Raw genomic sequence first — 24,487 nt, forward strand, 5'->3', positions numbered from 1 at the left:
CGATGGATGGCTGGGGCGAGCGGATATTCGACGATGACGACGCGGCCAACTTTTCCTTTCAACTTGATGAACTGGGTGAGGAGGATCGGGTTGCCTGCTTGAGGTCCGCGCTTGAGGTGGTTGTCGAGAAGGGGCATCGCTTCGACGACCAGGATGGCGTCCAGGCCGTTGCCGCAGCCGCCCTGGTGGCCCGCGAGTTGGAAGGTGGTGAGGACTTCAGGTCCGTTGTCTGTGGTCCGGCAAATCCCATCCCGCCTCCCACTGACGAACTTGTTGAGATCGCAGAGCAGGCCGTCCTGGTCCTACTCGACGAGAGATCGGACACCGAGTGGTGGTTCGGCCACGATCTCGATGATCGGTCGTTCAGGTCGATGTTGAACCAATTGCGGACGGTTCTTTCGGGAGAGTTGTCAGGAGATCCAGCTGCACTCTGGTGACAACCGCATGGGCAGAAGGCCAGGAAAGGGTCGTTGTCGAGTGGTGCGCACCAGAGCGCCGCAGTGACCGGCGAGCGTGAGGAGACGGGCAGTGGACGTAGCCGACGGGGGACGGCGGTTGCTGGCGGGAGTGCTCGCCAGCGTGACGGGGATGGTGCTGTTCGGCGGCGCCGAGGTGGCGCGGGCCGCTCCTCCAGCCGAGGGGCCGATCCAGGTGCCGGCCGGCGCGACGGTGGTGGAGGGTCGCTATATCGTGACGCTCAAGGCATCGGCCGGCGTGCCGATCCAGTCCGCCGCCGGCACGGTGGCGAACCGCTACGGCGGCAAGGTGGAGCGGACGTACCAGAGGGCGCTGCACGGCTTCGTACTCACCGCGACCGAGGCGCAGGCCCGTCGGCTGGCTGCGGACCCCCGGGTCGCCCGGGTAGACGCCGACATCCTGGTCTCCGGTCAGGACACCCGGTGGTATCCGCTGTGGCACCTGGACCGGGTCGACCAGCGGTCGTCGGTGCTGGATGACGCCTACACCTACCCGACCAGTGCCGGGGCGGGGGTGACGGCGTATGTGCTCGACACCGGGATCCGGACCAGTCATGCCCAGTTCGGCGGGCGGGCCACGGTCGGGTTCGATCCGATCGGCGACGGCTGGAACGGCCAGGACTGCAACGAGCAGGGGCACGGCACCCACGTGGCGGGCACGATCGGCGGCGCGACGTACGGCCTGGCCAATCGGGTCGCCCTGGTCTCGGTGCGGGTGCTGGCCTGCAACAACCTCGGTCAGATGAGCCACATCATCGCGGGCGTCGACTGGGTGACGCAGAACGCCCAGCGTCCGGCCGTGGCGAACATGAGCCTCGGCGGCCAGGAGTACCCGCCGTTGGAGAACGCGGTGCAGACCTCTATCGCGTCCGGCGTCACCTACGTGGTGGCGGCGGGCAACTGGGACCAGGACGCCTGCGGCTACAGTCCGGCCGGGGCGCCCGCCGCGATCACGGTGGCGGCGAGCAACCCGAACGGGGACCGGGCCACCGGCTGGGGCGGTGACCAGCCCGGGTCCAACTGGGGCAGCTGCGTGGACCTCTTCGCACCGGGGGAGAGCATCCGGTCGGCGCACAACGCCACCGACCTCGCCTCCCGGGTACTCCGGGGCACCTCGATGGCCTCGCCGCACGTCGCCGGCGCCGCCGCCCTGGTGCTCTCCGAACACCCCACCGCCACGCCGGCCCAGGTGGCCGCCGTACTGGTGAACCGGTCGACCCCGGGGGCGATCAGCGCCGCCAGCCTGCGCGGCTCGCCGAACCGGTTCCTCTACGCCCCGGAGGTCATCGACCCGCCGGCGAGTCCGGCCCGCTGATGGAAGTGGTCGGCCCGACCGGCGTCCCGGGTGCCGATGTCGAGGTGCTGGGGACCCGGGCGGAACCGTCCGGCGTGGTCAGCCGGCGGGCCTTCCTCGGCACCGTCGGCGCGGCCGGCCTGACCGGGGTCGCCGGCTGTGGCAGCTCCGGTGCCCCGGCCGCCGCGCCGGCGCCGGCCGCCCCGGGGCCCGCCGTGGTCCGGCAGGCCACGATCGTCCGGCCGGCGCCGGCCAGCACGCTGCTGGTCGCGTACGACGTCGAGGCGCCGGACCGGGCCGGGCTGGCCGAGGTGCTCCACGCCGTCACCGCCCGGGTCGGTGGTGCCGCGGCGACCGTGGCGGTCGGGGCGTCCCTGTTCGACGAGCGGTACGGGCTGGCGGCACCCCGGCTGCTCACCCCGATGCCGGCGTTCCGGGCCGACGTGCTCGACCCGGACTGGTGCCACGGCGACCTGCTGGTGCAGGTCTCGGCGGACGACCCCGAGCCGCCGGCCGTGTTGCTCGGCCGGCCGGTCCCGGGCTTGCGGGAACGCTGGCGGGTCGAGGGCTTCCATCCGCCGGGCGGCTCCGGGGTGCGCAACCTCTTCGGTTTCCGGGAGGGTGCCGGCAACCCCGACCCGACCGACGCGGGGCTGATGGACCGGCTCGTCTGGGTGCAACCGGGCGACGACGAGCCGGCCTGGTGCGTCGGCGGCAGTTACCAGGTGGTCCGGCTGATCCGGCTGGCGATGCCGACCTGGGACGCCGAACCGGTCGCCGAACAGGAACGCGTTTTCGGCCGGGCGAAGGTCGGCGGGGCGCCGCTCGGCCGGAACCACGAGGCGGACGAGCCCGACTTCGCGGCGGACCCGGACGGCCGGGTGATCTCGCTGGACGCGCACATCCGCCGGGCGAACCCGCGTACCCCGGAGAGCGAACGGCACCGCATCCTGCGGCGCGGCTACTCCTACCGGCGTACCGGGACAGGTGCCGGTGGCGAGGACGTCGGGCAGATCTTCGTCTGCTTCCAGCGGGACGTGGAGCGCGGCTTCGCCGCCATCCAGCGCCGGCTGGCCGGCGAGGCGCTGGAGCGCTACACCCTGCCGTTCGGCGGCGGCTACTACTTCCTGCTGCCCGGCGGCACCGGCGCCGGCGACTACCTGGGGCGCGCGATGATCGAGGCGACCTGAACCGGTGTCCCGAGGCGCTCGCCCCCGGAGGGCTGCGGGCCGGTCGGCGGGCCGGTCAGCGTCCGGCCACCGCCTCGGGACGGTCGGCCGGCTTCTGGTCGTTTCCGTCATCGGCCTCATGGCCGTCCGTGGCCGGTGCGGCAGGCCCGTCGGACTCCGCCTTCGGGTCTGCGTCCGGCGCGTCGTCCTCGTTCCCGTCCGTCGCCGCGGCGCCGTCCTGGTCGGAGTCACGGTGCTCAGGCGGCATCCCATCCGACTCCCCGGAGGGCCGGAGCGTACGGCCGAAGGCGATCAGCGCGGTGAGCGCGCCGACGAAGAGCACCAGCAGCAGGTGGTTGGCCCGGGACCGGCCGAGGTCGTCCTGCACGATCTGGTCGGCCTGGCTGATCGCGCCGGCCAGCCTGACCACCTCCGCCCCGGCGGTCCGGATGAGCATCTCCGTGGTGAGCAGCAGCAAACCTGGCCCGGCACCCGCGATCAGGTACGCCGGCCAGCGCAGCCGCGGCACGGTGCCGGTGACCCGCTCGACGGCCCGTCGTCCGGCCGTCCGGAGGTAGCCGAACACCAGCAGACCGGCGGCCAGGCCGCTGGCCAGCGAGACGGTCCGGCCGAACCAGCGGTACGCGGTGAGCTGCGACGCCTCGGTGTCGCCGAAACCGTAGAGGTCGAGCAACGGGTCCTTGACGTAGTTCAGTGCGTAGCCGACCGCGAAGACGGCCAGCCCGGCGGCGACGATGGCGGCCATCACCAGCGTGTTGCGCAGCCCGCCGGCGATGGCACCGACAGTGGCGGCCGCCGCGACGGTACCGGCCAGGACCATGATCGCCGAACCGTCGCCGTAGCTGAGGGTGACCACCAGCGCGGCGAGGAACCCGACGGAGACGCCGATGGCCAGCGACACGGCGAACCGGGGGGTGCTGCGCCAGATTCCGAGCCGGGTCATCAGGTTGCCCAGGACGAGGCTTACCGCAGCCCCGCCGAGCAGGCTTGCCGAGACCAGCCCGGGCAGTGCGTACGCCGTCTGGACGGTCGCCATCGAGCTGAGCCCGGCCGAGGAGATCTCGGCCCTGGCCGACCAGAGCATCGCGGCCAGCCAGCCGACGGCGAGCAGCCCGAGGAGGAGCGCGCCGGGCGCCGGCACCGGGGACGGGGTGACCGTCGCCGGCGCCTCCGACTCGACCGGTTGGTCGGGAGCCGAGGCCGTGGTGGTGCCGGGCTCGTCTGTCATCATCTCCCCCTCAGCAGGTGGCCGGCGGCGGCGACGGGGCTGTGGCGGTGTGGCCGGGCCGCCGGTCCCTCAGCGTACGCGGACCGGCTGGTGCGCCGACCCGGCGCCGGTCCGCCCGGAGCGGTGACCCGGTGCAGGTCCCGGTACGGCCGGAGCGGCGCGGCCCGGTTCCGGTCCGCGGGCGGGCGGAGCTGCCCGCTTCCCCGCACGGATCCCGCGGACCTGGCTGCGTCACCCGGAAGTACCCCACGGCTCTGAGCCGGTCCGGAGCCGCCGGCGGTCGTGCCCCGGCGGGCGGGTCGGCGGTGCCGCCCATGCAAGGATTGGCGCAGGTCCCGCCCCCGTACTCCCGGCATCACCCGGGGCTCGGGGTCGAGGTGTCCGGCCGACCGGTCGGCGCCAGCGGGTCCGGTTTCGCCATCGCTGTCGAGATCGCCCAGGAGAATCCCATGGACGCCGTGCTCTCCGTACCCGAGCCGCGCAACGAACCGGTCCGCGACTACGCGCCCGGCAGTGCGGAGCGGGCCAGCCTGCAACGCCGGCTCACCGAGATGGCCGCCGATCGGCTCGAACTGCCGATGACCATCGGCGGTACCCAACGGATGGGCGCGGGCGCCGCGATCGACGTCGTAGCGCCGCACCGGCACCAGCATGTGCTGGGGGTCACCCACAACGCAACCAACGCGGATGCGCAGGCGGCGGTGACGGCTGCGAAGCAAGCCGCCCCGATGTGGCGTGATTTGTCCTTTGCAGACCGGGCTGCGGTATTCCTCCGGGCCGCCGACCTGCTAGCCGGACCCTGGCGGGACACCCTGAACGCGGCGACGATGCTCGGCCAGTCCAAGACGGCGATCCAGGCCGAGATCGACTCCGCCTGTGAGCTGATCGACTTCCTGCGCTTCAACGTCGCCTTCGCCCGCAAGCTCCTCGCCGAGCAGCCGCTGTCGTCGAGCGGGGTGTGGAACCGCTTCGACCACCGGCCGCTGGAGGGCTTCGTCTACGCCGTCACGCCGTTCAACTTCACGGCGATCGCCGGCAACCTGCCGGCCGCGCCCGCGCTGGTCGGCAACACGGTGGTCTGGAAGCCGGCACCGACCCAGCAGCTCGCCGCGCACTACACGATGCGACTCTTCGAGGCGGCCGGCCTGCCGCCCGGCGTGATCAACATGGTCACCGGGGACGGCATCGCGGTCTCCGAGGTCACCCTCGCCGACCCCGACCTGGCCGGCATCCACTTCACCGGGTCGACGAAGGTCTTCCAGAAGCTGTGGCAGGGCGTCGGGGAGAACATCGCGAACTACCGGGGGTACCCCCGACTCGTCGGCGAGACCGGCGGCAAGGACTTCGTGGTCGCGCACCCGAGCGCCGACGTGGACGCGCTGCACACCGCGCTGATCCGCGGGGCGTACGAGTACCAGGGGCAGAAGTGCTCGGCCGCGTCCCGGGCGTACGTGCCCCGCTCGCTCTGGGAGGCCGGCCTGCGCGACCGGCTGGCCGGCACCGCCGACGGGCTGGCGTACGGCGACGTCACCGACTTCACCAACTTCGGCGGTGCGGTGATCGACGCCAAGGCGTTCGCCAGGCACACCGCCGCACTCGACATGATCGGAAGTGACCCCGCCTGCCGGGTCGTGGCCGGCGGCACCGCCGACGACTCGGTCGGCTGGTTCGTCCGGCCGACCCTCTTCGAGTGCGACGATCCCGGGCACAAGTCGTTCACCACCGAGTACTTCGGGCCGATCCTCGGCGTGCACGTCTACGAGGACGCCCGGTTCGAGGAGACCGTGCGGCAGGCCGAGTCGGTCGCCCCGTACGCCTTGACCGGCTCGATCTTCGCCACCGACCGTCGGGTGGTCGACTGGGCCACCGGGACCCTGCGGTACGCGGCCGGCAACTTCTACATCAACGACAAGCCGACCGGTGCGGTGGTCGGGCAGCAGCCGTTCGGCGGTGCCCGGGCCAGCGGTACCAACGACAAGGCCGGCTCCTGGCACAACCTGGCCCGGTGGATGTCGCCGCGCACCGTGAAGGAGACCTTCGCCCCGCCGACCGACCACCGGTACCCGCACATGGGCTGACTCCCCGCCCGGGCTCCCCGGTTCGTGCCAGCCCGGCCACGCCCGGCTCGCCGCCCGACCCGATCGACCTAGCGTCACTTCCAGACAGCGGAAGGTGACCGTCCGTCAACCAGTGGCGGTGGGGCGGACGGCGACCCGGGTCAGGGGAGGACACGTGATCGATCGCGTGCTCGGCGGCCGCTACCGAATCACCCGAGAGGTCGCCTCGGGCGCGACCGGGATTGTCTGGCGGGCCGTGGACCTGCACGCCGGCGGACCGGTGGCGGTCAAGACGCTGCGGCCGCGAGCCGCCGGCCGGCCGGACCTGGTGGCCGCGTTCGTCGCCGAGACGGAACTCGTCGCCGGCCTCGACCACCCCTGCCTGGTACGTCCGCGCGACGTACTGGGGCAGGGCGCGGAGCGGGTGCTGGTGATGGAACTGGTCGAGGGGGAGGACCTGCGGCGGAGACTGCACCGGGACGGGCCGGTCCCGCCTGCGGTCGCGGCCGAGGTGTCGGCACAACTCGCCGGCGCGCTGGCGTACCTGCACACCCGGAGGATCGTGCACGGCGACGTGAAGCCGGGTAACCTGGTCGTGCCGGCAGACGGCGGCCCGGTCCGGCTGGTCGACTTCGGCGCGGCCCGCCGGGTGGGTGCCGGACCGGCCTGGCCGGACACCCAGGCCACCCCGGAGTACGTGGCTCCGGAGGTGGTCGGCGGCGGCAGGCCCACCCCGGCCAGCGACGTCTACGCACTCGGCATCCTGCTCTTCGAACTGGTGAACGGGGGCAGCCCGTACCGGGGCGGATCGCCGGCCGAGGTACTCGACCGGCACCGCACCTGCCGTCCGGTGCCGCCGCCCGGACTGCCTCCGGTGGTCTGGCGGTTCATCGAGGACTGCCTGGCGGAGGATCCGGCCGACCGCCCCGACGCGGTACGGGCCGCCGCCCGGCTGCGGGGCATGGAGCCGGCCCTGGACGGCCTGACCGCGCTGCCCAGGCCCGCCGCCGACCAGGTCACCTGGTGGCCCCGGGCCGCCGGTCCGGTGGCCGGGAGCGCAGTGTGCCGCCCGCCGGGCCGGCTGCCGACCGGGCCGGCCGGCACGCCCGGCGGCACGCCGCCCGGGGAGCGGCGGTTCGGCGACCGCCGCTGCCGGCCTCCCGCGGCGGCGGCCGCGCTGGCCGGTGCCGGTGCGCTCGTCGCCGCGACGGTGCTGGCGAGCGTACTGAGTGAGGTGGGGAGGGTGCCGGATCGGCACCGGGGAGCCGTGCCGGTCGTACCGAGTCTCGCCGGATCGGCGCCGGAGGGCCCCGGGCCACCGTTCGGCGGCCTGCCACCGCCGGCCGAGTCCACCCTCCGGCCGGAGCGCTCCGGGCCGGAGCCGACCTGCCCGGGTACCCCGCAACGGCCGGCCCCGTCGGCGTTGGCCGGGACGACGGAGGCACAGACGACGGTGGCCTTCCGGCAAAAGCCTACATAAGCGATGAAAGTTTACTAACCTCCCAAATTGACACTTGCCCTGATCAGAGTGCCGTCCACCGTCGAGATGGCGGCGACGGCGCTGGCCCGGACGGAAGTCACCCGGAGTGAACGCTTGATCCGAACGGATCGGGCCGGGCGTGACCGTACGGGGCCGTTGGGGCGGTCGGTGGTCTGGCACCATGTGCGCCGTAACCGCAGGTGCCGGGCCGCCGCGACCGCAGGAAGCGGCCCGCCACGGCGGCGGACGCCCGCCGGGTGGGCGGCTCCGCCGTGCCCGGGTGACCCCGATCCATCGATCGTCCTCATCCGACTGTCGTCCCAGAACAGTGCACAGTGGAGACGGGAACCAGCGGGTTGTGCCAAATCCTGGACGCCGCGCCCACAAAGTGGCAGCGTGGAGGGCATGGCGGATGTTGCAATCAATCCCACGGCGGCAGCCCTGCTCGGGCTGCTCCATGAAGGACCGATGACAGGCGGCCAGTTGATGGCCGCCGCCGAGCGGCGCCTCGCGCCGTACTGGTCGATGACCCGGAGCCAGGTCTACCGGGAGTTGCCGGCCCTGGCCGAGCAGGGACTGGTCCGGCTCGGCAAGCCCGGCCCCCGGTCCAGTCAGCCGTACGCGATCACCGCGGCCGGCAAACGTACCTTCTCCCGCTGGCTGACCGAGACGCCGGGGCGGGACACGGTACGTAACCCGACCGCGCTCCGGGTCGCCTTCGGCCCACAGCACTCGGCCACCCAGTTGCGCAACCTGGTGACCAACGCCAACGAGTACCACACCGAGGCGCTCGCGGCAGCCCGGGAACAGGCCCGGGACGCCAAGAAGGCGGGCGACTCGTACGGTGCCGCTGCCCTGGAGTTCGCCGTGGCGTACCACAAGGCGGCCCTGTCCTGGCTGAAGAGCGCGCCCGTCTGATCCGTCCCCGGCCCGGCTGACCGGTCCGGGCGACGGACGCGCCGGAGCGCGTCGTTGCCGGCGGCGACCCGGTCCTGCGAGCGACCAGTACTCTTGACTGTCGTGACCGCTGCCGATTACGCCGACCAACTCAAGGATCTTGACGCCACGCTCCGCAACATCGAGGCCGTCCTCGATGTTGATCGCCTGCGTCAGGCCAAGGCGGAGCTGGAGGAGGCGGCCTCCGCGCCGGACCTGTGGGACGACCAGGCCCGCGCGCAGGAGGTGACCTCCAGGCTTTCGTACGTCAACGGAGAGATCGCCAAGCTGGAGAGCCTGCGCGCCCGGCTCGACGACGCCCGGGTGCTGCTGGAGCTTGCCGAGGCGGAGGCCGACGCGGGCGTGCTCGGCGAGGTCGAGACGGAGATCGGCGGGCTGACCAAGGCCATCCAGGAGATGGAGGTTCGTACCCTGCTGTCCGGGGAGTACGACTCCCGGGAGGCGCTGGTCGCGATCCGGGCCGGCGCGGGCGGGGTGGACGCGGCAGACTTCGCGGAGATGCTGCTCCGGATGTACCTGCGCTGGGCCGAGCGGCACGGTTACCCGACCGAGGTCTACGAGACCTCGTACGCCGAGGAGGCTGGCCTGAAGTCGGCCACCTTCGCGGTCAAGGTGCCGTACGCGTACGGGACGCTCAGTGTCGAGGCCGGCACGCACCGGCTGGTCCGGATCAGCCCCTTCGACAACCAGGGGCGACGGCAGACCAGTTTCGCCGGGGTCGAGGTGCTGCCGGTCACCGAACAGACCGACCATATCGACATTCCGGAAAACGAACTACGGTTCGACGTCTACCGTTCGTCGGGTCCCGGTGGGCAGAGCGTGAACACCACCGACTCGGCGGTGCGGATCACGCACATTCCCACCGGGATCGTGGTCACCTGCCAGAACGAGAAGTCCCAACTCCAGAACAAGGCGTCCGCGCTGCGCGTGCTCCAGGCCCGGCTGCTGGAGCGCAAGCGTCAGGAGGAGCAGGCCAAACTGGAGGGCCTGAAGACCGACGCCGCCGGGTCGTGGGGCGACCAGATGCGCTCGTACGTCCTGCACCCGTATCAGATGGTGAAGGATCTGCGTACCGAGCAGGAGACGGGCAACCCGGCATCGGTGTTCGATGGTGATTTGGACGGATTTATCGAGGCTGGCATCCGGTGGCGCAAGCAGCGCCAGCTCGCCGGTGACGCCGCGTGAACACGACTCGCGTCCATCTCGCTGCGTTGCGTCGAGATCGGTGATCGTTTCCATGTGCGGGGCGTGAGGGACGCCGAACGCAGTGCAGTTTCACGACAAATGTCGCTCGGACAGGCCGGGCTGCGGACTTGGCCTTTTCGTTACGACGCGTAGACTCACCACCCGTGATTCAGCTTGAGCAAGTGACGAAGACGTACCCGAAGGCGTCCCGGCCGTCGCTCGACAGCGTGTCGGTCTCGATCGAGAAGGGTGAGTTCGTCTTCTTCATCGGTCCCTCCGGTTCCGGCAAGTCGACAATCATCAAGCTGCTGCTGCACGAGGTGACCCCGAACAAGGGTCGGGTGATGGTCAACAACAAGGACGTCACCTCGATGCGCTCGTGGAAGATTCCGAACTTCCGGCGCTCGATCGGTTGCGTCTTCCAGGACTTCCGGCTGCTGCCCAACCGCACCGCGTACGAGAACGTCGCGTTCGCCCTGGAGGTCATCGGCAAGACCAAGGCGGTCGCCCGCCGGGTCGTGCCCGAGGTGCTGGAGCTGGTCGGGCTCGGTGGCAAGGAGCACCGGTACCCGCACGAACTCTCCGGCGGTGAGCAGCAGCGTGTCGCGGTGGCACGGGCCTTCGTCAACCGGCCGCTGATCCTGCTGGCCGACGAGCCCACCGGAAACCTCGACCCGGACACCTCGATCGAGATCATGCGCCTGCTGGACCGGATCAACCGCACCGGTACCACGGTCGTGATGGTCACCCACGACTCCAACATCGTCAACCAGATGCGCCGTCGCGTCATCGAGATCGAGAGTGGTCGCATCGTGCGTGACCAGGCCCGGGGCGTCTACGGCTGACCGTGCCCCCGACGCACGGCGCGGCCAACCCCCGTCCCGCCCGGCGCCGGCCCTGAATCGACGATGAACGACCCCCTGCGGAGATCCGGAAGGAACCCCCGATGCGCTTGAAATACGTCCTGTCCGAGGTGTTGGTCGGGCTGTGGCGCAACGTGACCATGACCATCGCGATGATCATCACGATGGCGGTCTCACTCACCATGCTCGGCGCCAGTGGCCTGATGTACCTCCAGGTCGACGCCATGAAAGACGCGTACTACAAGGACATCGAGGTGTCGATCTTCCTCGATGCCGGGGTGACCGAGGCGCAGCGGACCGAGTTGCAGACAGCCCTGGAGGGCGACCCGCTCGTCCGCGAGGTCAAGTACGAGTCCAAGCAGGAGGCCTACGAGCGGTTCAGGAAGCTCTTCGCGGACTCGCCGGACCTGGTCGAGGCGGTGCAGGCGGAGAAGCTTCCCGAGTCGTTCCGGGTCAACCTGGTCAACCCCGAGCAGTACGAGCAGATCCTCGACAACTACAAGGACCGCGAGGGGATCGACGACATCATCGACCAGCGCCGGCTGCTCGAACAGATCTTCAACATCCTCGGCGCGATCCAGAACATGGCACTGGTCTCCGCCTCGGTGATGGCGATCGCCGCGCTGCTGCTGGTCGCGAACACGATCCAGGTGGCCGCGTACAGCAAGCGTCGTGAGGTCGCGGTGATGAAGCTGGTCGGCGCCTCCAACTGGTTCATCCAGGCGCCGTTCGTGCTGGAGGCCGTGGTCGCCGGCATGCTTGGCGCGATCATCGGGTTCGGCGCGCTCGTGCTCGGCAAGATCTTCCTGCTCGACGGCTCGCTGCGGGACCTGACCGACCTGCTCACGCCGATCGAGTGGAGCACGGTGCTGCTGATGTTCCCGTTCATGGCCGGGGTCGGTGGTCTGGTCAGCGCCATCACCGCCTGGGTGACGCTCCGGTTCTACCTGAGGGTCTAGCTCTCCGCCGCCGCGGCGGCCGTCGATCGACCGCAGGGCCTCTGGCGCAGCGCGAAAAGCGCGAGCCAGGGGCCCTGTGTCGCGAGGTAGCATTGCGCGGTTGTCCACGGGTACGCCGAGGACAACGCACGGGAACGACGAGGAAGGGGTGTGCGCCGATGCCACGGGAGAAGGGGCGGAAGGTCGTCGCCTCCAACCGCAAGGCGCGGCACGACTACGCCATCCTCGACACCTACGAGGCGGGCATGGCGCTGACCGGTACCGAGGTCAAGTCGCTGCGTGCCGGCCGGGCGTCCCTGGTCGACGCCTTCGCGCAGGAGCGGGACGGCGAGATCTACCTGCACGGCATGCACATCCCGGAGTACGCCCAGGGGACGTGGACCAACCACGAACCCCGGCGTACCCGCAAACTGCTGCTGAACCGTCAGGAGATCAGCCGGCTGATCGGGAAGTTGAAGGAGAGTGGCCTGACCCTGGTGCCGCTCTCGGTCTACTTCTCGGACGGCTGGGCCAAGGTCGAGATCGGCCTGGCCAAGGGCAAGAAGTCGTACGACAAGCGGCAGGATCTGGCCAAGCGGGACGCCGACCGGGAGATCGCCAAGGTTGCCGGCCGGCGTGGCAAGGGCATGGGCTGACTGACCCGGCTCGTCAGGCGCCTGCCTTGGCGGCGCTGGGACGGCTGTGACGGATGTTACGGTCGGGTTGTCCGGTCAGCCCGTGTGGCGGGCCGGTATCTGGAATGAAGTCTGCGGGGCGAGGCGTTAGGCTTGGGGTGGCCGCCGAGAGGCGGTGCGGAAAAAACTCCACCGGTCCACCCGGGCCGGTAGGACACAGGGGGTGACTGGTTTCGACTTCGTACGTTGCGGCAGGGGAAGCGAGCCGAGGAAGCCGACGTCGTCTCGAGAATCGTTCGTCGGAAACCAATAAGCGCCAAGTACAATCGCGCTGACTTCGCTCTCGCCGCCTGAGGCGAGTAGTGAGTCTGTCGGCCTGGGAGTGCCTTCGACCCAGTTAGCCGGCATCAGCTAGGAGGCTGGCCAACCGGACCCGGTCGCGGGGTCCGTGCGGCGAGATTAATCAGCGACTGGGCCCGTCACACCGACTCGCTCGCGTGATCGGAGGGGCCGAGTAGAGGCACAGCGAGCTGCGCTCGGAGAAGCCCTGGCAAGGCGACGAAGGACCCGGGTTCGATTCCCGGCACCTCCACGACAACGGCTGCGCCCCGGTCCACGACAGGACCGGGGCGCAGCCGTTACTGGTGATGGTGGCCGGGGCTGGTGGGGTGGCTGGGGTCAGTGAGACATACGGGACAGATGAGCCGGGTCGCAAGGGTCGACATCCGTACGCGCTGAGCCGCACCATCGGGGATACAACAGGTGCCGCGCTCCGCGGGAGGTGGTCATGCCGACCGACCCGAACCAGCACCAACAACTATCGATCTCCGTTCCGCCCGCGTCAGCCGTGGCGGGGAGCCCGACCGCGTCATCCGTCGAGGGGACCCCGAGCGTGTCGTCTGTCGCGGGGAGCCCGAGCGCGTCGGCCGCGCTGCGGATGGTCCGCCGTCGCCGGGCGGCACTGCTGGGCGAGATCCATGTCCTGGAGCAGGCGCTCGCCGCCCCGGCCCGGGACCCCGGCTGGCGGCCCCGGGTCCGGAGCAGCCTCGGCGGGCTGCGCTGCGCCTTCGCCGAGCACATCGTGAGCACCGAGGGACCGGACGGTCTCTACGCCGAGCTGCTGGACCACGCGCCGCGACTGGCTCGGGGCGTACACGTGCTGATCCGGGAACACGCGGCGGTGGTCGACACGATGGCCGCCCTGCAACGCCGGGTCGACCTGCCGGAGATCGGCGTCACCGAACTGCGAAACTGGGCCACCGATCTGCTCCGGGAACTCTCGCGGCACCGGCAGCGCGGCGCCGACCTGGTCTACGAGGCCTACCAGACGGACATCGGTGGCGAGACCTGACCGGTTGGTTCCGTACCCTGGCAGCTCTGTCCTCAGGGCAGCTCGACCGGCAACCTGATGCCGTCGAGGCTGTGCGGGCACGGGCAGTCGCGGTCGGTGGAGAGCCGGCCGACCGCGTCGAGCAACACCTCGCGCAGCCGTGCGGTGTTCTCGCCGAAGACCCGGAACACCTCCTCCTGGGTCACCGCGGATCCACCCTCCACTCCGGCGTCGAGATCGGTGACCAGCGCCACGGCGGTGTAGCAGAGCGCGAGTTCGCGGGCGAGGACCGCCTCGGGATGTCCGGTCATGTTGATGACCGCGCCACCCATCGCGGAGTACCAGCGGGACTCGGCGCGGGTGGAGAACCTCGGCCCCTCCACCACCACCATCGTGCCGCCGTCGTGTGCCTCGATCCCGTGCGCGGCTGTGGCATCCAGCGCCGTGCGGCGGCCCCGAGGGCAGTACGGATCGGCGAACGAGACGTGCACCGCGCCGCTGTCGTAGTAGGTCTGTGCCCGGCCACTCGTCCGGTCGACGAGCTGATCCGGCACCACGAACGTTCCCGGGCCGAGTTCCGGGCGCAGCCCGCCGACGGCACAGGGGGCGAGAATCTGGCGTACGCCGAGCGACCGCAACGCCCACAGGTTCGCCCGGTACGGGATCAGGTGCGGCGGGAACCGGTGATCGCGCCCGTGTCGGGGTAGGAAGGCGACCGCCCGGCCTGCCACCTGCGCCACAGTTATCGGATCGGACGGCGGCCCGTACGGTGTCTCGACCCGGTGCTCGGTGGCGTTCTCCAGCAGGGCGTAGAGCCCGGATCCGCCGATCACCGCGAGTTCCGCCTGCGGACCCATGCCCCCGCCTCTCCTGCTCAACGCTTGTCCGGGCTGCCGATTGTCGCCAAAGCGCTCTGTGGACTAGCCCTACAGACCTTAACCAGGGCCAGTGCCGCAAGCTATGGTGCGTGGCATGGCGTTTACTGCGCGCAGGATCACCATCGATCCTGTGGACCCGGCGAGGCCGGTGAAGGGCCGGGTCGAAAGCGACGACGAGGCGCGGCGGCCCGGGGAGTGGTTCCTGGTCCTCGGGCCGGCCGAGTAGCGGTGGCTGGCGTGTACGGCGAGGGGCAGGCGATCGGGGGACGGTCAATGGAGTCGATGACCGGGCAGTTGCTGGTCGCGACCCCTGCACTGAAGGACCCGAATTTCGACCGGACCGTGGTGCTGTTGGTCGCGCACGAGGCGGGCGGCGCACTCGGCGTGGTGCTCAACCGGGCGACCGAGGTGCCGGTCTCCGAGGTACTCGGTGCCTGGGGCGGGCTGGCCCGGGATCCGGCGGTGCTCTTCGAGGGCGGTCCGGTACAGCCGGAGTCGGCGATCTGCCTGGCCCGGATGCGTACCCCGAACCAGCGGGTGAAGGGCATCCACCAGGTCACCGGAGCGGTCGGCACGGTGGACCTCTCGGTCGACCCCGACCGGCTCCGGGACGCGGTCACCGGAATCCGCGTCTTCGCCGGCTACTCGGGCTGGTCCCCGGGGCAGGTCGAGGAGGAGGTGGCCCGGGGCTCCTGGTTCGTCCTGGACGCCCTGCCCGGCGACGCGTTCATGGAGCGCCCCGACGACCTGTGGCCGATGGTGCTGCGCCGGCAGGGCGGGATCATGGCGGCGGTCGCGCACTTCCCGCCGGACGTACTGCTCAACTGACCGCCGGGCGGCACGGTGCCCCCTCGGATGACCGGGGCCGCGAGGGTGTGTACTATTGCGCGGGTGCCCGGGAGACCGGGCAGGCAGTAGAGCAAGGGGCCGTGGCGCAGCTGGTAGCGCACCACACTGGCAGTGTGGGGGTCAGGGGTTCGAGTCCCCTCGGCTCCACCCTTGCGTAAGACATGGCGATAGCCCTGGTCGGGAGCGATCCCAGGAACCAGGGCTATCACTGTTTTAAGGCGTCGAATTCCGCTACGTGCCAGATCTGTGCCAGATCAGGCGACGACTGTGCTTCTTGCCTCCTTGATCAGGGCGTCCAGCGCCGCCGCGATGGTGTGATCGCAGTCACGAGTCGCGTGCTGATAGATCATCGCGGCCCGGGTGCTTGAGTGGCCGATCCGGGCCATCAATTCCTTCAGCGTCGCTCCGCTCTGCGCTGACCACGTGCTGCCCGTGTGCCGGAGGTCGTGTAGGTGCAGGCCTGTGTCCGCTGGAATGCCGGCGTCCTTGAGCGCCTTGTGCCAGACCCGATTGACGTTCCTCCGTCGCGGGATCCCACCCTGCGACACGAGGAATAGCCGGCCGTGTGCCCCGGGCTGGGCGTAGGTCTTGAAGTGCGATTCGATGTCGGCCCGTAGTCCGTTCGGCAGGCTGATCGGTCGCTTGCCCGCTTCCGACTTCGGGTCGTCATCGATCTGCGTACCATCTTCCATCTCGGCTGTCGCTCGGCGTACTCGAAGCTCCATGGTGTCGAGGTCGATGTTTCGGTGTTGCAGCGCGACCAGTTCCCCGAATCGGAGTTGCGCGAAGGCTGCGAGTAGCACCATGAGGCGGTAGCGGGGCTCCGGGCGGAAACGCGCCGCTTTCGATCGACTGTCGAACAGCAGCGGCAACCGCCTCGAACTTCGCCCCCGTGCGCTCGTCTGAGGTGCCTCCCGCACCACGCACGAACCGCCCTCGCCCGTGGACGGTCTCGATCAGGTTTTCTGCTTCCAGCGCGGCTAACACGCGTCGTGCGGTGACGCGGGCAACGCCCCACCGCTTGACGACGTCCGTCTCAGACGGGAGGGGCGAGCCGGGAGGCAGGGTCTTGGACCACCACCCAGGACGGCCTGATCCCGATCACCGTCTACGAACTCCGATGGCTGTTCCACGCCCTGACCATCGAGCCCCCGCCGCGCCGGCGACGTCATCGCCTGGTCCGTCTTCCCCTCTGTGTCAAGATTTACCGTTCGGTGAATGTCGCCATCGACATGCTCGCCGAGATCGGGCCAGGTCTGGGACGCCCGCTGGTCGACACGATGCAGGGTTCGAGGGGCCCGATCTACGCTTCGGCCGTCAGTCCGAGGTCCGGATCTGCTCCAGGTACGTCAGAGGTTCCCGGCGGAACTCCATGAGCTCCCGCAGCGCGTCCTTCTCCGCCGTGGTGATCACAACGTCCTCCTCCGACAGGGCGCCGACGAGCGTCGGGATCGCCAGGTCCCAGGCCCCGGCGCCTCCGGACTCCAAGACGATCGGCCGGTACTTCGGGCTGATCTTCGGGGCGAGCTGGTCGGTGATCCGGCGGCTGAGCCGGTAGAAATCGATGACTTCCATGGGACTCCGGTGGGTTCGGTGGTTAGGCCGGCGGGTTGGTGGTGACGCCCTCGCCGCTGACGGGGAAGCCGCCGGAGATGCTGCCGTCCTTGTCCAGGGTAACGACGCACCGTAGCCAAGATCAGCCACTACGCCCCCGACAAGCCATCACCAAGCCTTGAAACGGATCTCCTGCTGGAGTACGCACGCCCGACGGTCGGCGGGATTTCAGGACGGCAGGATGAGACGGGGCCGTGGAAGTGCTCTGGTGTGGTCTGGCTCATCCGCCGCGCCGTACGAAGCCTGCCACCGAGGCCGGCAGTTCGTCCTGCGCCATGTCCTCGCAGCCGGGACGGGCGAAGTCGAACAGAAGCACGACGCGGTCGCTGGTGCTGTAGTTCCACGCCTCATGCGTGACGGTGTCGTCGAAGACGAAGGTTTCGCCTTCGCGCCACTGTCGGGTCTCGTCGCCCACTCGCAGCGCGCAGTCGTCCGGCACGACGAGTCCGAGATGTGCGCGGTAGACGGTGGTGACCCATCCCTGATGTGGCTTGATGTGGGTGCCAGGAGCCATCCGAGAGAATCCGGCGGTCGTCAGGTGAGGGACGTTCCTTAACGCGGAGGCGGTGGCCGGGCATGCTTCGAGCGCGTCCTCAATCCGTTCTCCGAAAGCGACAAGTCCGTAGACACTCCAGCCCTGTCCGTACATCTCGCGTTGTACCCACGGCTGGTAGGTCTCCTGCGGGAGAGCAAGGCATTCATCCCGGATGGCCCCCCACCGCGCCCGAAGGTCGGCCAGGAAGGGAAACCGCCGCTGGTCCACGAACATGAGAACCATGATGCACCAACGTCGGGTGGTGTGGCCGGAGGCGCCGCTTCGTGTAGTGGGTCATCGTGGCGCCTTCTTGTACCTCCAGCGGTAGACGCCCGCTCATGCCGCGGACAGCGCGTTCGCGATGATTGCGCTCAGTGCTGTCGCCGCTGTCGGCGGCCTTGGGTGTTGGCGTTCTGGGTGAGGTCGAGGCGTAGTTGGGTGCGGGTGCGCATCAGGATCCGTCCGAGCATGTTCTTGCCGGTGCCGCTCCGGCCGCGTCCCCAGTAGTGGTCGGTGCTGGTGTCCTCGATGATCTCCTCGTCGCCGGTGTCCAACAGGATGACGCGGATGTCGGCGTGGGCGGTGAACTTGGCCGTCACGGCCCGGCGCATCACGTCGTCTTTGACACGTTCCCAGTCGCGGCGCAGTGGCCGGGACCGGTCGCGGCCCAGCTCGGCGGCCCGCAGCGGGGTCGCCGTCCGCCGGATGAGTTCGGCGTGGCGGGTACCGGGGAACTTCTGGGCCTGGAAATAGTGCTCGGAGGTCGTCCACCAGTGGCCGTCGAGGTCGAAGCCGTGGCCGGAGAAGTTGGAGAAGCAGCCGTACGGAATCTCGTCGGCACCGTAGAAGTAGATCGTCATCTGGGCCTCGGGGCGGGGGTGGGGGATCTGCACCGTGTCACAGGCATCGACAAAGCGGCAACCGAGTTCGCTGGCACCCATCCGGATCTGCCGCAGAGCATGCGCGTCGCCAGTCGGGAGCCCGTTCACGTCGCGCCGCCGGCCTCTCGCGCCGGCTGTCGTGCGGCCCGCTGGCGTCCGCAACCCAGTTGGAGAAATATGACGCAAGGTGTCAGGTTTTAGGTGGAGCATAGCTTCATCGGTCGGCGCCGGTGATTGGCGCGGACCGGGCGGCACATGCAGATGCGGAAAGACGAGGACGCCATGCGCGAAACCCCAGAAGATCTCGAGAAGCTCCAAACCCTTCTTGACGCCTCCCTCGCTCGCTCCACCTCCCATCTCCGCTCGATCATCAACACCGCGCGCACACTGAACGCGGAGCAGCTCACCCAGGTCCTCACCGGCATGTGCACCCTCGCTCTGTCCAGCGTGACGGCGAAGGGTGAGCCGCGGATCAGCGGTGTGGACGGGCACTTCCTGCGAGGCAAGTGGTACTTCGGCACGGCGCGCGACGCCGCCAAGGCGCGCCACCTCGCGGCGCGGCCCGCCGTCAGTGCCGCGCACATGCGCGGTGAGGACCTCGGCGTCTTCACGCACGGCAAGGTGGAGATCCTCAACCCCCAGAACGGCGACCGGGCCAGGGACTGGCCGGACGTGCTTGCGTACTTGAAGGACTTCTACGGCGACGACCTCTTCGACTGGGACAACGACGTCGTCTACTACCGGCTGCATCCGCACTGGATGACCGTCTATGCTCCCGACCTCGCAAAGCTCACCATGGCGTCCCAGCCCTGATCCACAGCACGGGCCAACCGATGCGAGTCCAAGGCCCGTTCCGTCAGGGGTCTCGTTACCGCCTAGCAGGGGTGGATGCGGCGTCCGCGGTGGCCTGGTCGACTAGATTCACAGGGTCGCCGCCAGCACCTCCGGCCCGTACGGCGGCAGGCTACGCCACCACCGCCAGCCGGCCAGACCGCCTACCCCGATGAGCAGCACCACCACACCGATGACCAACCTGCCCGCTGCCTCATGCCTGGCAGTACAGCACACCATCATCACCATCGATCACTGCGCCGGCAGGGTCGCGCAGCCACCGCGAACCACCCAGATGGCAGCCGCCACGCCCCGTGGCCCGCCCCTCGTGCCTGGCAACGGGTTGAAGACGTCCAAGGAAACAGTGACAGCTCGGCCGAACCTGGCCAGGGGGCCCACTTCCGATTGTTCGGTGGCTCAGGTCTGCGGCCTCTCTGGCGCAGCGGACGGCTTCGCTGGTGCGAGCATCGCAAAGACGATCCGTTTCCCAACTGCGTCCCTGGGTTAGTCGATTTCTTGTGATCGTGGGGTCCGCTTCGCCTCGGCGAACACTGCTGAAACGCCCGAAGAAGCCGCGTCGGGCGCAGAATCGTGTAGTACGGCGGTGCCGCCCGGGTCCCTGGTGTTGATCTAGGATGACGCGGGCTGTGCCCGAGTGCTCTCGGCGGGCGAGGATCGCAAACGGGGCGACCTCTATCCCGATGGCGACCAGGCCACCGTCGGAGCTTCGCCCAGGGACTGCGTACATTTCCGTTGTCGACCGCTGTGGTCCGCTGGGCAGGAATTGATCATGTCCAGGAAGGATCACGTCATGGCAGACAAGAAGAACGCTGCCCCGCTTCCGCAGCCGTCGGCGGCGGAGGGTTGAGTTCGTTCAGCAGTTGCTCGAGCGGGCGAAGGTTGACCGGTTTGTACGTGCCCGCAGGTAGGCCGACAAAAGGGTGGAGACAGTGTCGATGGCTGCCAGGTCAGAGGATTCACGGGTCGCCGAGTTTGAGGGGATCCACCGGCGGATGACAGCCGGTGACCTCGCTGCTCGTGCCGAGATGCAGCGACGCCTCCCAGAACTGCTGAGACTGGCTGACGGGGGTGACGTCGACGCGCAGGCGTTGGCTGGAGGCTTGTTCGCCGAGCAGTTCAAGCGCCCGGCGGAGGCGCGCCGATACTTTGAGATGGCGGCGAAGCAGGGACATGTCGCGGGGCGCAGAGGTCTTGGGTTCATGCTTCTCCGCAGTGGCGAGAGGCTTGAGGTCGACCGGGCAGTGGCACTCTTGACGTCCGCTGCGCAGGATGGAGATGCGTTCGCTGCCTACAACCTTGGCATGCTGTTCCGCAAGGGAGAGCTTGTAGCGGCGGATGAGGCTCGGGCCAGGGCGTCATTTCAGCTGGCAGGTACGTTGGGGCTTGGGGCGGGTGCGGCGGTGTTCGCCGAGTACCTTGCCGCCGATGGCCTGTACGAACAGGCTCGAGAGTGGAATCTCCGGGGCGCCGAGGCCGGTTCGGTGCCAGCCATGTACGCCCTGGCGAAATCATATTGCAACGGTATTGGCGGGCCCGTCGATCGGGTACAGGCGGTTCGCTGGTTTCTTCGCATGTTGGACAGAGGGGATACACGCGGAGTGGATGAGGTCGTTCGCATCGCAGCGCTGATGTCTCCGGAGCAGATTCGAGAGGCGGCGCGTCTGGGAGGGCGGGCCGAAGATGCGCGAGTCCTTATTGAACGAGCGCACACCACGGATGCGAGGCGACGCTGATGCCCTGTCGCCCGTCAGGGGCGTGCGGTTGGCGAGTATCAGATTTCGGATGATCGCTTCTTCGGTGTCGAGGACGAGCAGGGCGTGTGCCGTACCGACCCTGCGGCCTGCCATCTCATGGGGTCTCCTCGGTCCAGGGAAACTGCTCGATCGGGTAGAGATCGGGAAATCGGCCGCCGGACGCTGAACGTATGGCCCGCACCAGCGCCTCCGGTGGCTGATCGAAGCGGTCGAGGGGTACGTCGAGGATCCAGCGGGACGGGTTGACCAGGCGTTGGACGAGATGTGTCACGGGAGAGGCTTGAACGGTCGCATCGGTCGGACCGGCCCGTCCGGACATCCGCCTCGTGAAGATCAGCCGACGTGACCTGCGCGGTCGGGCCGTGACGACGACGTGGTCCAGTTCCGTCCAGGCCACGGACCCGGTGACAACGCCGGACCAGCGCGCCCCGGCGTCGTCCAACACCAACGTGAAGTCTCTGAGCAGCGCGGCCTGGTGACGGAGGTACCTGCCGACGAACATCAGTGGCGCGGCGACGCAGATTCCCCGGCCGGCCCAGAGGAACAGGCTGGTGGCGGATCGTAGGTCGTCCGTGGACACCCACCGGATGCCGAGCAGCACGACGGCGCTGATCGCGACGGCGGTCGACGCGGCCAGCAGCGTGGCGCCGGCGAATTCCATGCCTCGACCGAGCGCCGAGCAGGATGCGTGACCGGCAGGACGAGTCCGGATTGTCGATCGAGCCTCGGGTGATATATCCATTCGCGACCTCCAATTGAACTTCCATTGACGGTATGGCGAGGCATTGCGCGGGGAGTCGAAAGGTAGACCCATGGTAATAGGCAGCGATCCGGGGCTGGTGCGGGTCGTTATCGAGGGTGGTGGCGTCGCCAGCGAACTCAATGTTGACGCCGAGGTGATGCGGTAGCCGCCTGTGGCGTTCAAGGCACCGAGAGGCGCTGCGCCACGCGCACGAGGATCTGGGCGACGTGCGCGAGGCCCCGGTCGCCATGAGCACAACCTGCATCGGGAGCCCTGCCTGCATGTCGTAACGTGCCCCGCGGCCCGCGACTTGCTTTACCTCTCGTACGTCGCAATCCCAGCTCGTTTGCTCCACCATCCGAAGCCCTGAGGCACGAGCATCGAGCAGACGGGTTGTCTGGTATGGACAGGACGAACGGGCATCGGGAAGAGCCGTACTGCGGAGGGGCCAGTGCTGAACCTGTGGCATAGAGTGACGGACCGGGAGCCCGAGGGCAGGGCCGTTAGCAGACAACGACCGGTGTGACAGGGACAGGTGAAGCCGCTGATGGCCGAGACGCTGTACAAGGACGCCACCTACACGGTCTCGCTGCTGGTGCAGTCGATCGGGTTGGGCAAGGTAGCCCTGCCGGACATTCAGCGTCCGTTCGTCTGGCAGGCGGCGAAGGTTCGGGCGCTTTTCGACTCGATGTACAAAGGATTCCCGGTCGGGTACCTGCTGTTGTGGGAGACCGGAGCTGATGCGGGAGCACGGCAGATCGGCGTCGATACGGCAAAGGCGGTCCCGAACCTGTTGATCGTCGATGGACAGCAGCGCCTGACCTCGTTGTTCGCCGTGATGACCGGCAGCAGGGTGCTTCGTGACGACTACTCCGAGACCCGCATCAGGATCGCCTTCCGCCCAACCGATGCCACGTTCGCGGTCACTGACGCCGCCATCGAGAAGGACTCGGAGTACATCCCGGACATCAGCGCACTCTGGCAGCCGGGCGGCAAGTGGGCGACAACCAAGTCCTACCTGAAGGCGCTCAGCGCTCGACGCGACATCGACGACGCTGAGGAGGAGCGGCTGCGCGAGGCGATCGACCGGCTCTACGAGCTGCATCATTATCCGTTCAAGGTCGTGGAGCTGTCCGCGAGTGCGGACGAGGAGCAGGTGGCGGAGATCTTCGTGCGGATCAACAGCGAAGGCGTCACATTGATCCAGGCGGATTTCATCCTCACCCTGATGTCGGTCTTCTGGGAGAAGGGCCGGCGGGACCTGGAGGAATTCTGCCGTGCCTGCCGGGTGCCAGAGTTGAGTGGGCCGTCGCCGTTCAACTGGTACATCCAGCCTCAGCCTCCCCAGATGCTGAGGGCGTCCGTGGCTGTGGCGTTCCGCCGGGCGGTGCTAAAGAACATCTACTCCCTGCTGCGTGGCCGCGACCTGGAGACCGGCAAGCCATCGCCGGAACGGCGGCAGGAGCAGTTCGAACGGCTGGCGCAGGCGCAGCAGCATGTGCTGAACCTGACGCACTGGCACGAGTTCCTGCTCTGTCTGGAGCGGGCTGGCTTCCGCGGCAAGAAGATGATCTCCAGCGATAACGCGATCATCTTCGCGTACGCGATGTGGCTCATCGGTCGGGTGGACTACAACGTCCCGATCGGCCGCCTCCGCGAGGTGATCGCCCGCTGGTTCTTCATGGCGCACACCACCTCGCGCTACTCCGGCTCGTTCGAGACACAGGTGGAACGGGACCTGGCCCAGCTCGCCGAGGTGCAGTCCGGTGACGCCGATGGCTTCGTCGGTGTCTTGTCGGCCATCGTCGACCGGACCCTGACCACGGACTTCTGGGAGATCACCCTGCCGAACGAGTTGTCTAGCTCGGCGTCGAAATCCCCGGCGCTGCTGGCGTACATCGCGGCGCTGAACATCCTGGACGCCCGTGCCCTGCTTGCCACGGTCAGCGTGCGGGCCCGGCTCGACCCGGCAGTCACGGCGAAGAAAGGGATCGAGCGCCACCACCTCTTCCCACGTGCCTACCTGCGGAAGCAGAAGATCACCGGCACCAAGCAGATCAACCAGATCGCCAACATGGCGCTGGTGGAGTGGTACGACAACATTGAGATATCCGACCAGCCGCCGGCCGTGTACTGGCCTGGTCAGGTGGCCAAGAAGGGCATCCCGACGGCTGAGCTGGCCAAGCAGATGCGCTGGCACGCGCTGCCGGAGGACTGGACCGAGCTGTCGTACGAAGCGTTCCTCGCGAAGCGCCGCCGGCTCATGGCCGAGGTGACCCGGACTGCCTTCGAGCGGCTCGCCGACCAGCACTACGCCCCGGAGTATCCGCAGGCCGGCACCCCCGATGCCCCGCCGAGCGCCACCCGGGTCAACTATGCCGTGCGGGTGGCCGACCTGCTGGACGCCGGCCTGCTTGCCGCTGGCGCGGTCCTGATCAATCCAGCGGATGGCGCCGAGGCGGTCGTTCAGGCCGATGGGCGAATCGAGTTCGACGGGACCGGGTACGACTCGCCGTCAGGGGCCAGCGACGCCGCGCACGGCGGCAGTACCAACGGCTGGATCTACTGGCTGGCCGACACAGCGGCGGGCCTGCGGTCGTTGGCGGCGCTGCGAGATGAGCTGCTGAATGGCGAGCATGCTGATGAGAGAACTGACGACCTGACCACCTAGCGATCTGAAACGCCACGCCGCAGCGGGCGTGGATGCCGCAGCAGTACTGGGCGACGCGGCAGACACGTAGTATCTGGG

At 68.9% G+C, this 24,487-nt stretch carries 24 protein-coding genes, 1 tRNA gene, 1 other RNA gene and 1 pseudogene; 18 read left to right on the top strand and 9 right to left on the bottom strand.

The genetic code is table 11. From position 1 onward, the window contains the following. The first annotated feature begins 2 nt into the window (after positions 1 to 2). The 3 genes from CLT71_RS28930 to CLT71_RS28940 all read left to right on the top strand — a co-directional run bounded on the left by CLT71_RS28930 (position 3) and on the right by CLT71_RS28940 (position 2,960). Positions 3 to 437 (top strand): DUF4259 domain-containing protein, encoded by a 435-nt coding sequence (locus tag CLT71_RS28930; RefSeq protein ID WP_101369886.1) that lies wholly within the window; start codon positions 3 to 5, stop codon positions 435 to 437. Positions 438 to 528: 91 nt separating this feature from the next. Further along, the gene (locus CLT71_RS28935; protein WP_101369887.1) at positions 529 to 1,791 is read left to right on the top strand and encodes a S8 family serine peptidase; all 1,263 of its coding nucleotides are present in this window, start codon (positions 529 to 531) and stop codon (positions 1,789 to 1,791) included. Continuing rightward, positions 1,791 to 2,960 (top strand): Dyp-type peroxidase, encoded by a 1,170-nt coding sequence (locus CLT71_RS28940; RefSeq protein WP_101369888.1) that lies wholly within the window; start codon positions 1,791 to 1,793, stop codon positions 2,958 to 2,960. Before CLT71_RS28935 ends, CLT71_RS28940 begins: the two co-directional genes overlap by 1 nt. Positions 2,961 to 3,015: 55 nt before the next feature. Here CLT71_RS28940 and CLT71_RS28945 read toward each other — a convergent pair whose 3' ends face one another. Then, positions 3,016 to 4,188, bottom strand: a complete 1,173-nt coding sequence (locus CLT71_RS28945; RefSeq protein WP_199187754.1) for an ICP22 family protein — start codon at positions 4,186 to 4,188, stop codon at positions 3,016 to 3,018. A 449-nt stretch (positions 4,189 to 4,637) separates the two neighbouring features. Between CLT71_RS28945 and pruA the strand changes: the two genes are divergently transcribed. From pruA to CLT71_RS28990, 9 genes are all read left to right on the top strand, one after another. Beyond that, on the top strand, positions 4,638 to 6,266 hold the full coding sequence (pruA, locus tag CLT71_RS28950; RefSeq protein ID WP_101371884.1) for an L-glutamate gamma-semialdehyde dehydrogenase: 1,629 nt from the start codon (positions 4,638 to 4,640) through the stop codon (positions 6,264 to 6,266). Positions 6,267 to 6,420: 154 nt separating this feature from the next. Further along, complete coding sequence (locus CLT71_RS28955) at positions 6,421 to 7,725, top strand: serine/threonine-protein kinase (protein ID WP_158242326.1); 1,305 nt, start codon at positions 6,421 to 6,423, stop codon at positions 7,723 to 7,725. A gap of 405 nt (positions 7,726 to 8,130) precedes the next feature. Further along, the gene (locus tag CLT71_RS28960; RefSeq protein WP_101369890.1) at positions 8,131 to 8,643 is read left to right on the top strand and encodes a PadR family transcriptional regulator; all 513 of its coding nucleotides are present in this window, start codon (positions 8,131 to 8,133) and stop codon (positions 8,641 to 8,643) included. Positions 8,644 to 8,745: 102 nt separating this feature from the next. Then, positions 8,746 to 9,867: a peptide chain release factor 2 gene (prfB, locus tag CLT71_RS28965; RefSeq protein ID WP_101369891.1), complete on the top strand. Its 1,122-nt coding sequence runs from the start codon at positions 8,746 to 8,748 to the stop codon at positions 9,865 to 9,867. A 164-nt stretch (positions 9,868 to 10,031) separates the two neighbouring features. Further along, a complete protein-coding gene (ftsE, locus tag CLT71_RS28970) occupies positions 10,032 to 10,712 on the top strand; it encodes a cell division ATP-binding protein FtsE (protein ID WP_101369892.1) in 681 nt (226 codons plus the stop codon). A gap of 101 nt (positions 10,713 to 10,813) precedes the next feature. Then, positions 10,814 to 11,689, top strand: a complete 876-nt coding sequence (gene ftsX / locus CLT71_RS28975) for a permease-like cell division protein FtsX (protein ID WP_101369893.1) — start codon at positions 10,814 to 10,816, stop codon at positions 11,687 to 11,689. 158 nt (positions 11,690 to 11,847) lie between these two features. Further along, a complete protein-coding gene (gene smpB, locus CLT71_RS28980) occupies positions 11,848 to 12,324 on the top strand; it encodes an SsrA-binding protein SmpB (RefSeq protein ID WP_101369894.1) in 477 nt (158 codons plus the stop codon). A 198-nt stretch (positions 12,325 to 12,522) separates the two neighbouring features. Next, positions 12,523 to 12,898, top strand: a transfer-messenger RNA (tmRNA) gene (gene ssrA, locus CLT71_RS28985). A 297-nt stretch (positions 12,899 to 13,195) separates the two neighbouring features. Next, a complete protein-coding gene (locus CLT71_RS28990) occupies positions 13,196 to 13,654 on the top strand; it encodes a hypothetical protein (RefSeq protein ID WP_143743651.1) in 459 nt (152 codons plus the stop codon). 32 nt (positions 13,655 to 13,686) lie between these two features. On the opposite strand, the gene CLT71_RS28995 is transcribed toward CLT71_RS28990, so the two are convergent. Beyond that, on the bottom strand, positions 13,687 to 14,490 hold the full coding sequence (locus CLT71_RS28995; protein ID WP_101369896.1) for an S-methyl-5'-thioadenosine phosphorylase: 804 nt from the start codon (positions 14,488 to 14,490) through the stop codon (positions 13,687 to 13,689). Between the two features lie 115 nt (positions 14,491 to 14,605). Here CLT71_RS28995 and CLT71_RS38275 point away from each other — a divergent pair, with 115 nt between their 5' ends. From CLT71_RS38275 to CLT71_RS29005, 3 genes are all read left to right on the top strand, one after another. After that, positions 14,606 to 14,737 carry a hypothetical protein gene (locus CLT71_RS38275; RefSeq protein WP_486483508.1) on the top strand — a complete coding sequence of 44 codons (132 nt, stop codon included), beginning with the start codon at positions 14,606 to 14,608 and terminating at the stop codon, positions 14,735 to 14,737. Between the two features lie 11 nt (positions 14,738 to 14,748). Next, positions 14,749 to 15,339 carry a YqgE/AlgH family protein gene (locus CLT71_RS29000; protein ID WP_486483732.1) on the top strand — a complete coding sequence of 197 codons (591 nt, stop codon included), beginning with the start codon at positions 14,749 to 14,751 and terminating at the stop codon, positions 15,337 to 15,339. Between the two features lie 95 nt (positions 15,340 to 15,434). After that, positions 15,435 to 15,507 (top strand) — tRNA-Ala (locus CLT71_RS29005). 107 nt (positions 15,508 to 15,614) lie between these two features. Here CLT71_RS29005 and CLT71_RS29010 read toward each other — a convergent pair. From CLT71_RS29010 to ybiA, 5 genes and pseudogenes are all read right to left on the bottom strand, one after another. Beyond that, on the bottom strand, positions 15,615 to 16,232 hold the full coding sequence (locus tag CLT71_RS29010; protein ID WP_486483509.1) for a site-specific integrase: 618 nt from the start codon (positions 16,230 to 16,232) through the stop codon (positions 15,615 to 15,617). Positions 16,233 to 16,296: 64 nt separating this feature from the next. Continuing rightward, positions 16,297 to 16,425: pseudogene (locus CLT71_RS36660) on the bottom strand (GntR family transcriptional regulator); the annotation flags it as partial. Positions 16,426 to 16,677: 252 nt separating this feature from the next. Continuing rightward, positions 16,678 to 16,935, bottom strand: coding sequence for a hypothetical protein (locus tag CLT71_RS36665; protein WP_143743652.1), 258 nt, complete (start codon positions 16,933 to 16,935; stop codon positions 16,678 to 16,680). A 259-nt stretch (positions 16,936 to 17,194) separates the two neighbouring features. After that, positions 17,195 to 17,743, bottom strand: a complete 549-nt coding sequence (locus tag CLT71_RS29030) for an aspartyl/asparaginyl beta-hydroxylase domain-containing protein (protein WP_101371885.1) — start codon at positions 17,741 to 17,743, stop codon at positions 17,195 to 17,197. Between the two features lie 137 nt (positions 17,744 to 17,880). After that, the gene (ybiA, locus tag CLT71_RS29035; protein WP_486483510.1) at positions 17,881 to 18,402 is read right to left on the bottom strand and encodes a riboflavin biosynthesis intermediates N-glycosidase; all 522 of its coding nucleotides are present in this window, start codon (positions 18,400 to 18,402) and stop codon (positions 17,881 to 17,883) included. A 243-nt stretch (positions 18,403 to 18,645) separates the two neighbouring features. On the opposite strand from ybiA, the gene CLT71_RS29040 reads away from it, so the two are divergent. After that, a complete protein-coding gene (locus CLT71_RS29040) occupies positions 18,646 to 19,203 on the top strand; it encodes a pyridoxamine 5'-phosphate oxidase family protein (protein WP_486483511.1) in 558 nt (185 codons plus the stop codon). A gap of 995 nt (positions 19,204 to 20,198) precedes the next feature. Here CLT71_RS29040 and CLT71_RS37170 read toward each other — a convergent pair. Continuing rightward, positions 20,199 to 20,414 (bottom strand): hypothetical protein, encoded by a 216-nt coding sequence (locus CLT71_RS37170; RefSeq protein WP_158242327.1) that lies wholly within the window; start codon positions 20,412 to 20,414, stop codon positions 20,199 to 20,201. 129 nt (positions 20,415 to 20,543) lie between these two features. Between CLT71_RS37170 and CLT71_RS37175 the strand changes: the two genes are divergently transcribed. Beyond that, positions 20,544 to 20,975, top strand: coding sequence for an SEL1-like repeat protein (locus CLT71_RS37175; RefSeq protein ID WP_158242328.1), 432 nt, complete (start codon positions 20,544 to 20,546; stop codon positions 20,973 to 20,975). 115 nt (positions 20,976 to 21,090) lie between these two features. On the opposite strand, the gene CLT71_RS29050 is transcribed toward CLT71_RS37175, so the two are convergent. After that, positions 21,091 to 21,657: a hypothetical protein gene (locus CLT71_RS29050; protein WP_101369902.1), complete on the bottom strand. Its 567-nt coding sequence runs from the start codon at positions 21,655 to 21,657 to the stop codon at positions 21,091 to 21,093. Positions 21,658 to 22,285: 628 nt separating this feature from the next. On the opposite strand from CLT71_RS29050, the gene CLT71_RS29055 reads away from it, so the two are divergent. Continuing rightward, on the top strand, positions 22,286 to 24,409 hold the full coding sequence (locus tag CLT71_RS29055; protein WP_101371888.1) for a GmrSD restriction endonuclease domain-containing protein: 2,124 nt from the start codon (positions 22,286 to 22,288) through the stop codon (positions 24,407 to 24,409). Positions 24,410 to 24,487 lie beyond the last annotated feature (78 nt).

It is taken from the genome of Plantactinospora sp. CNZ320, assembly GCF_002846275.1.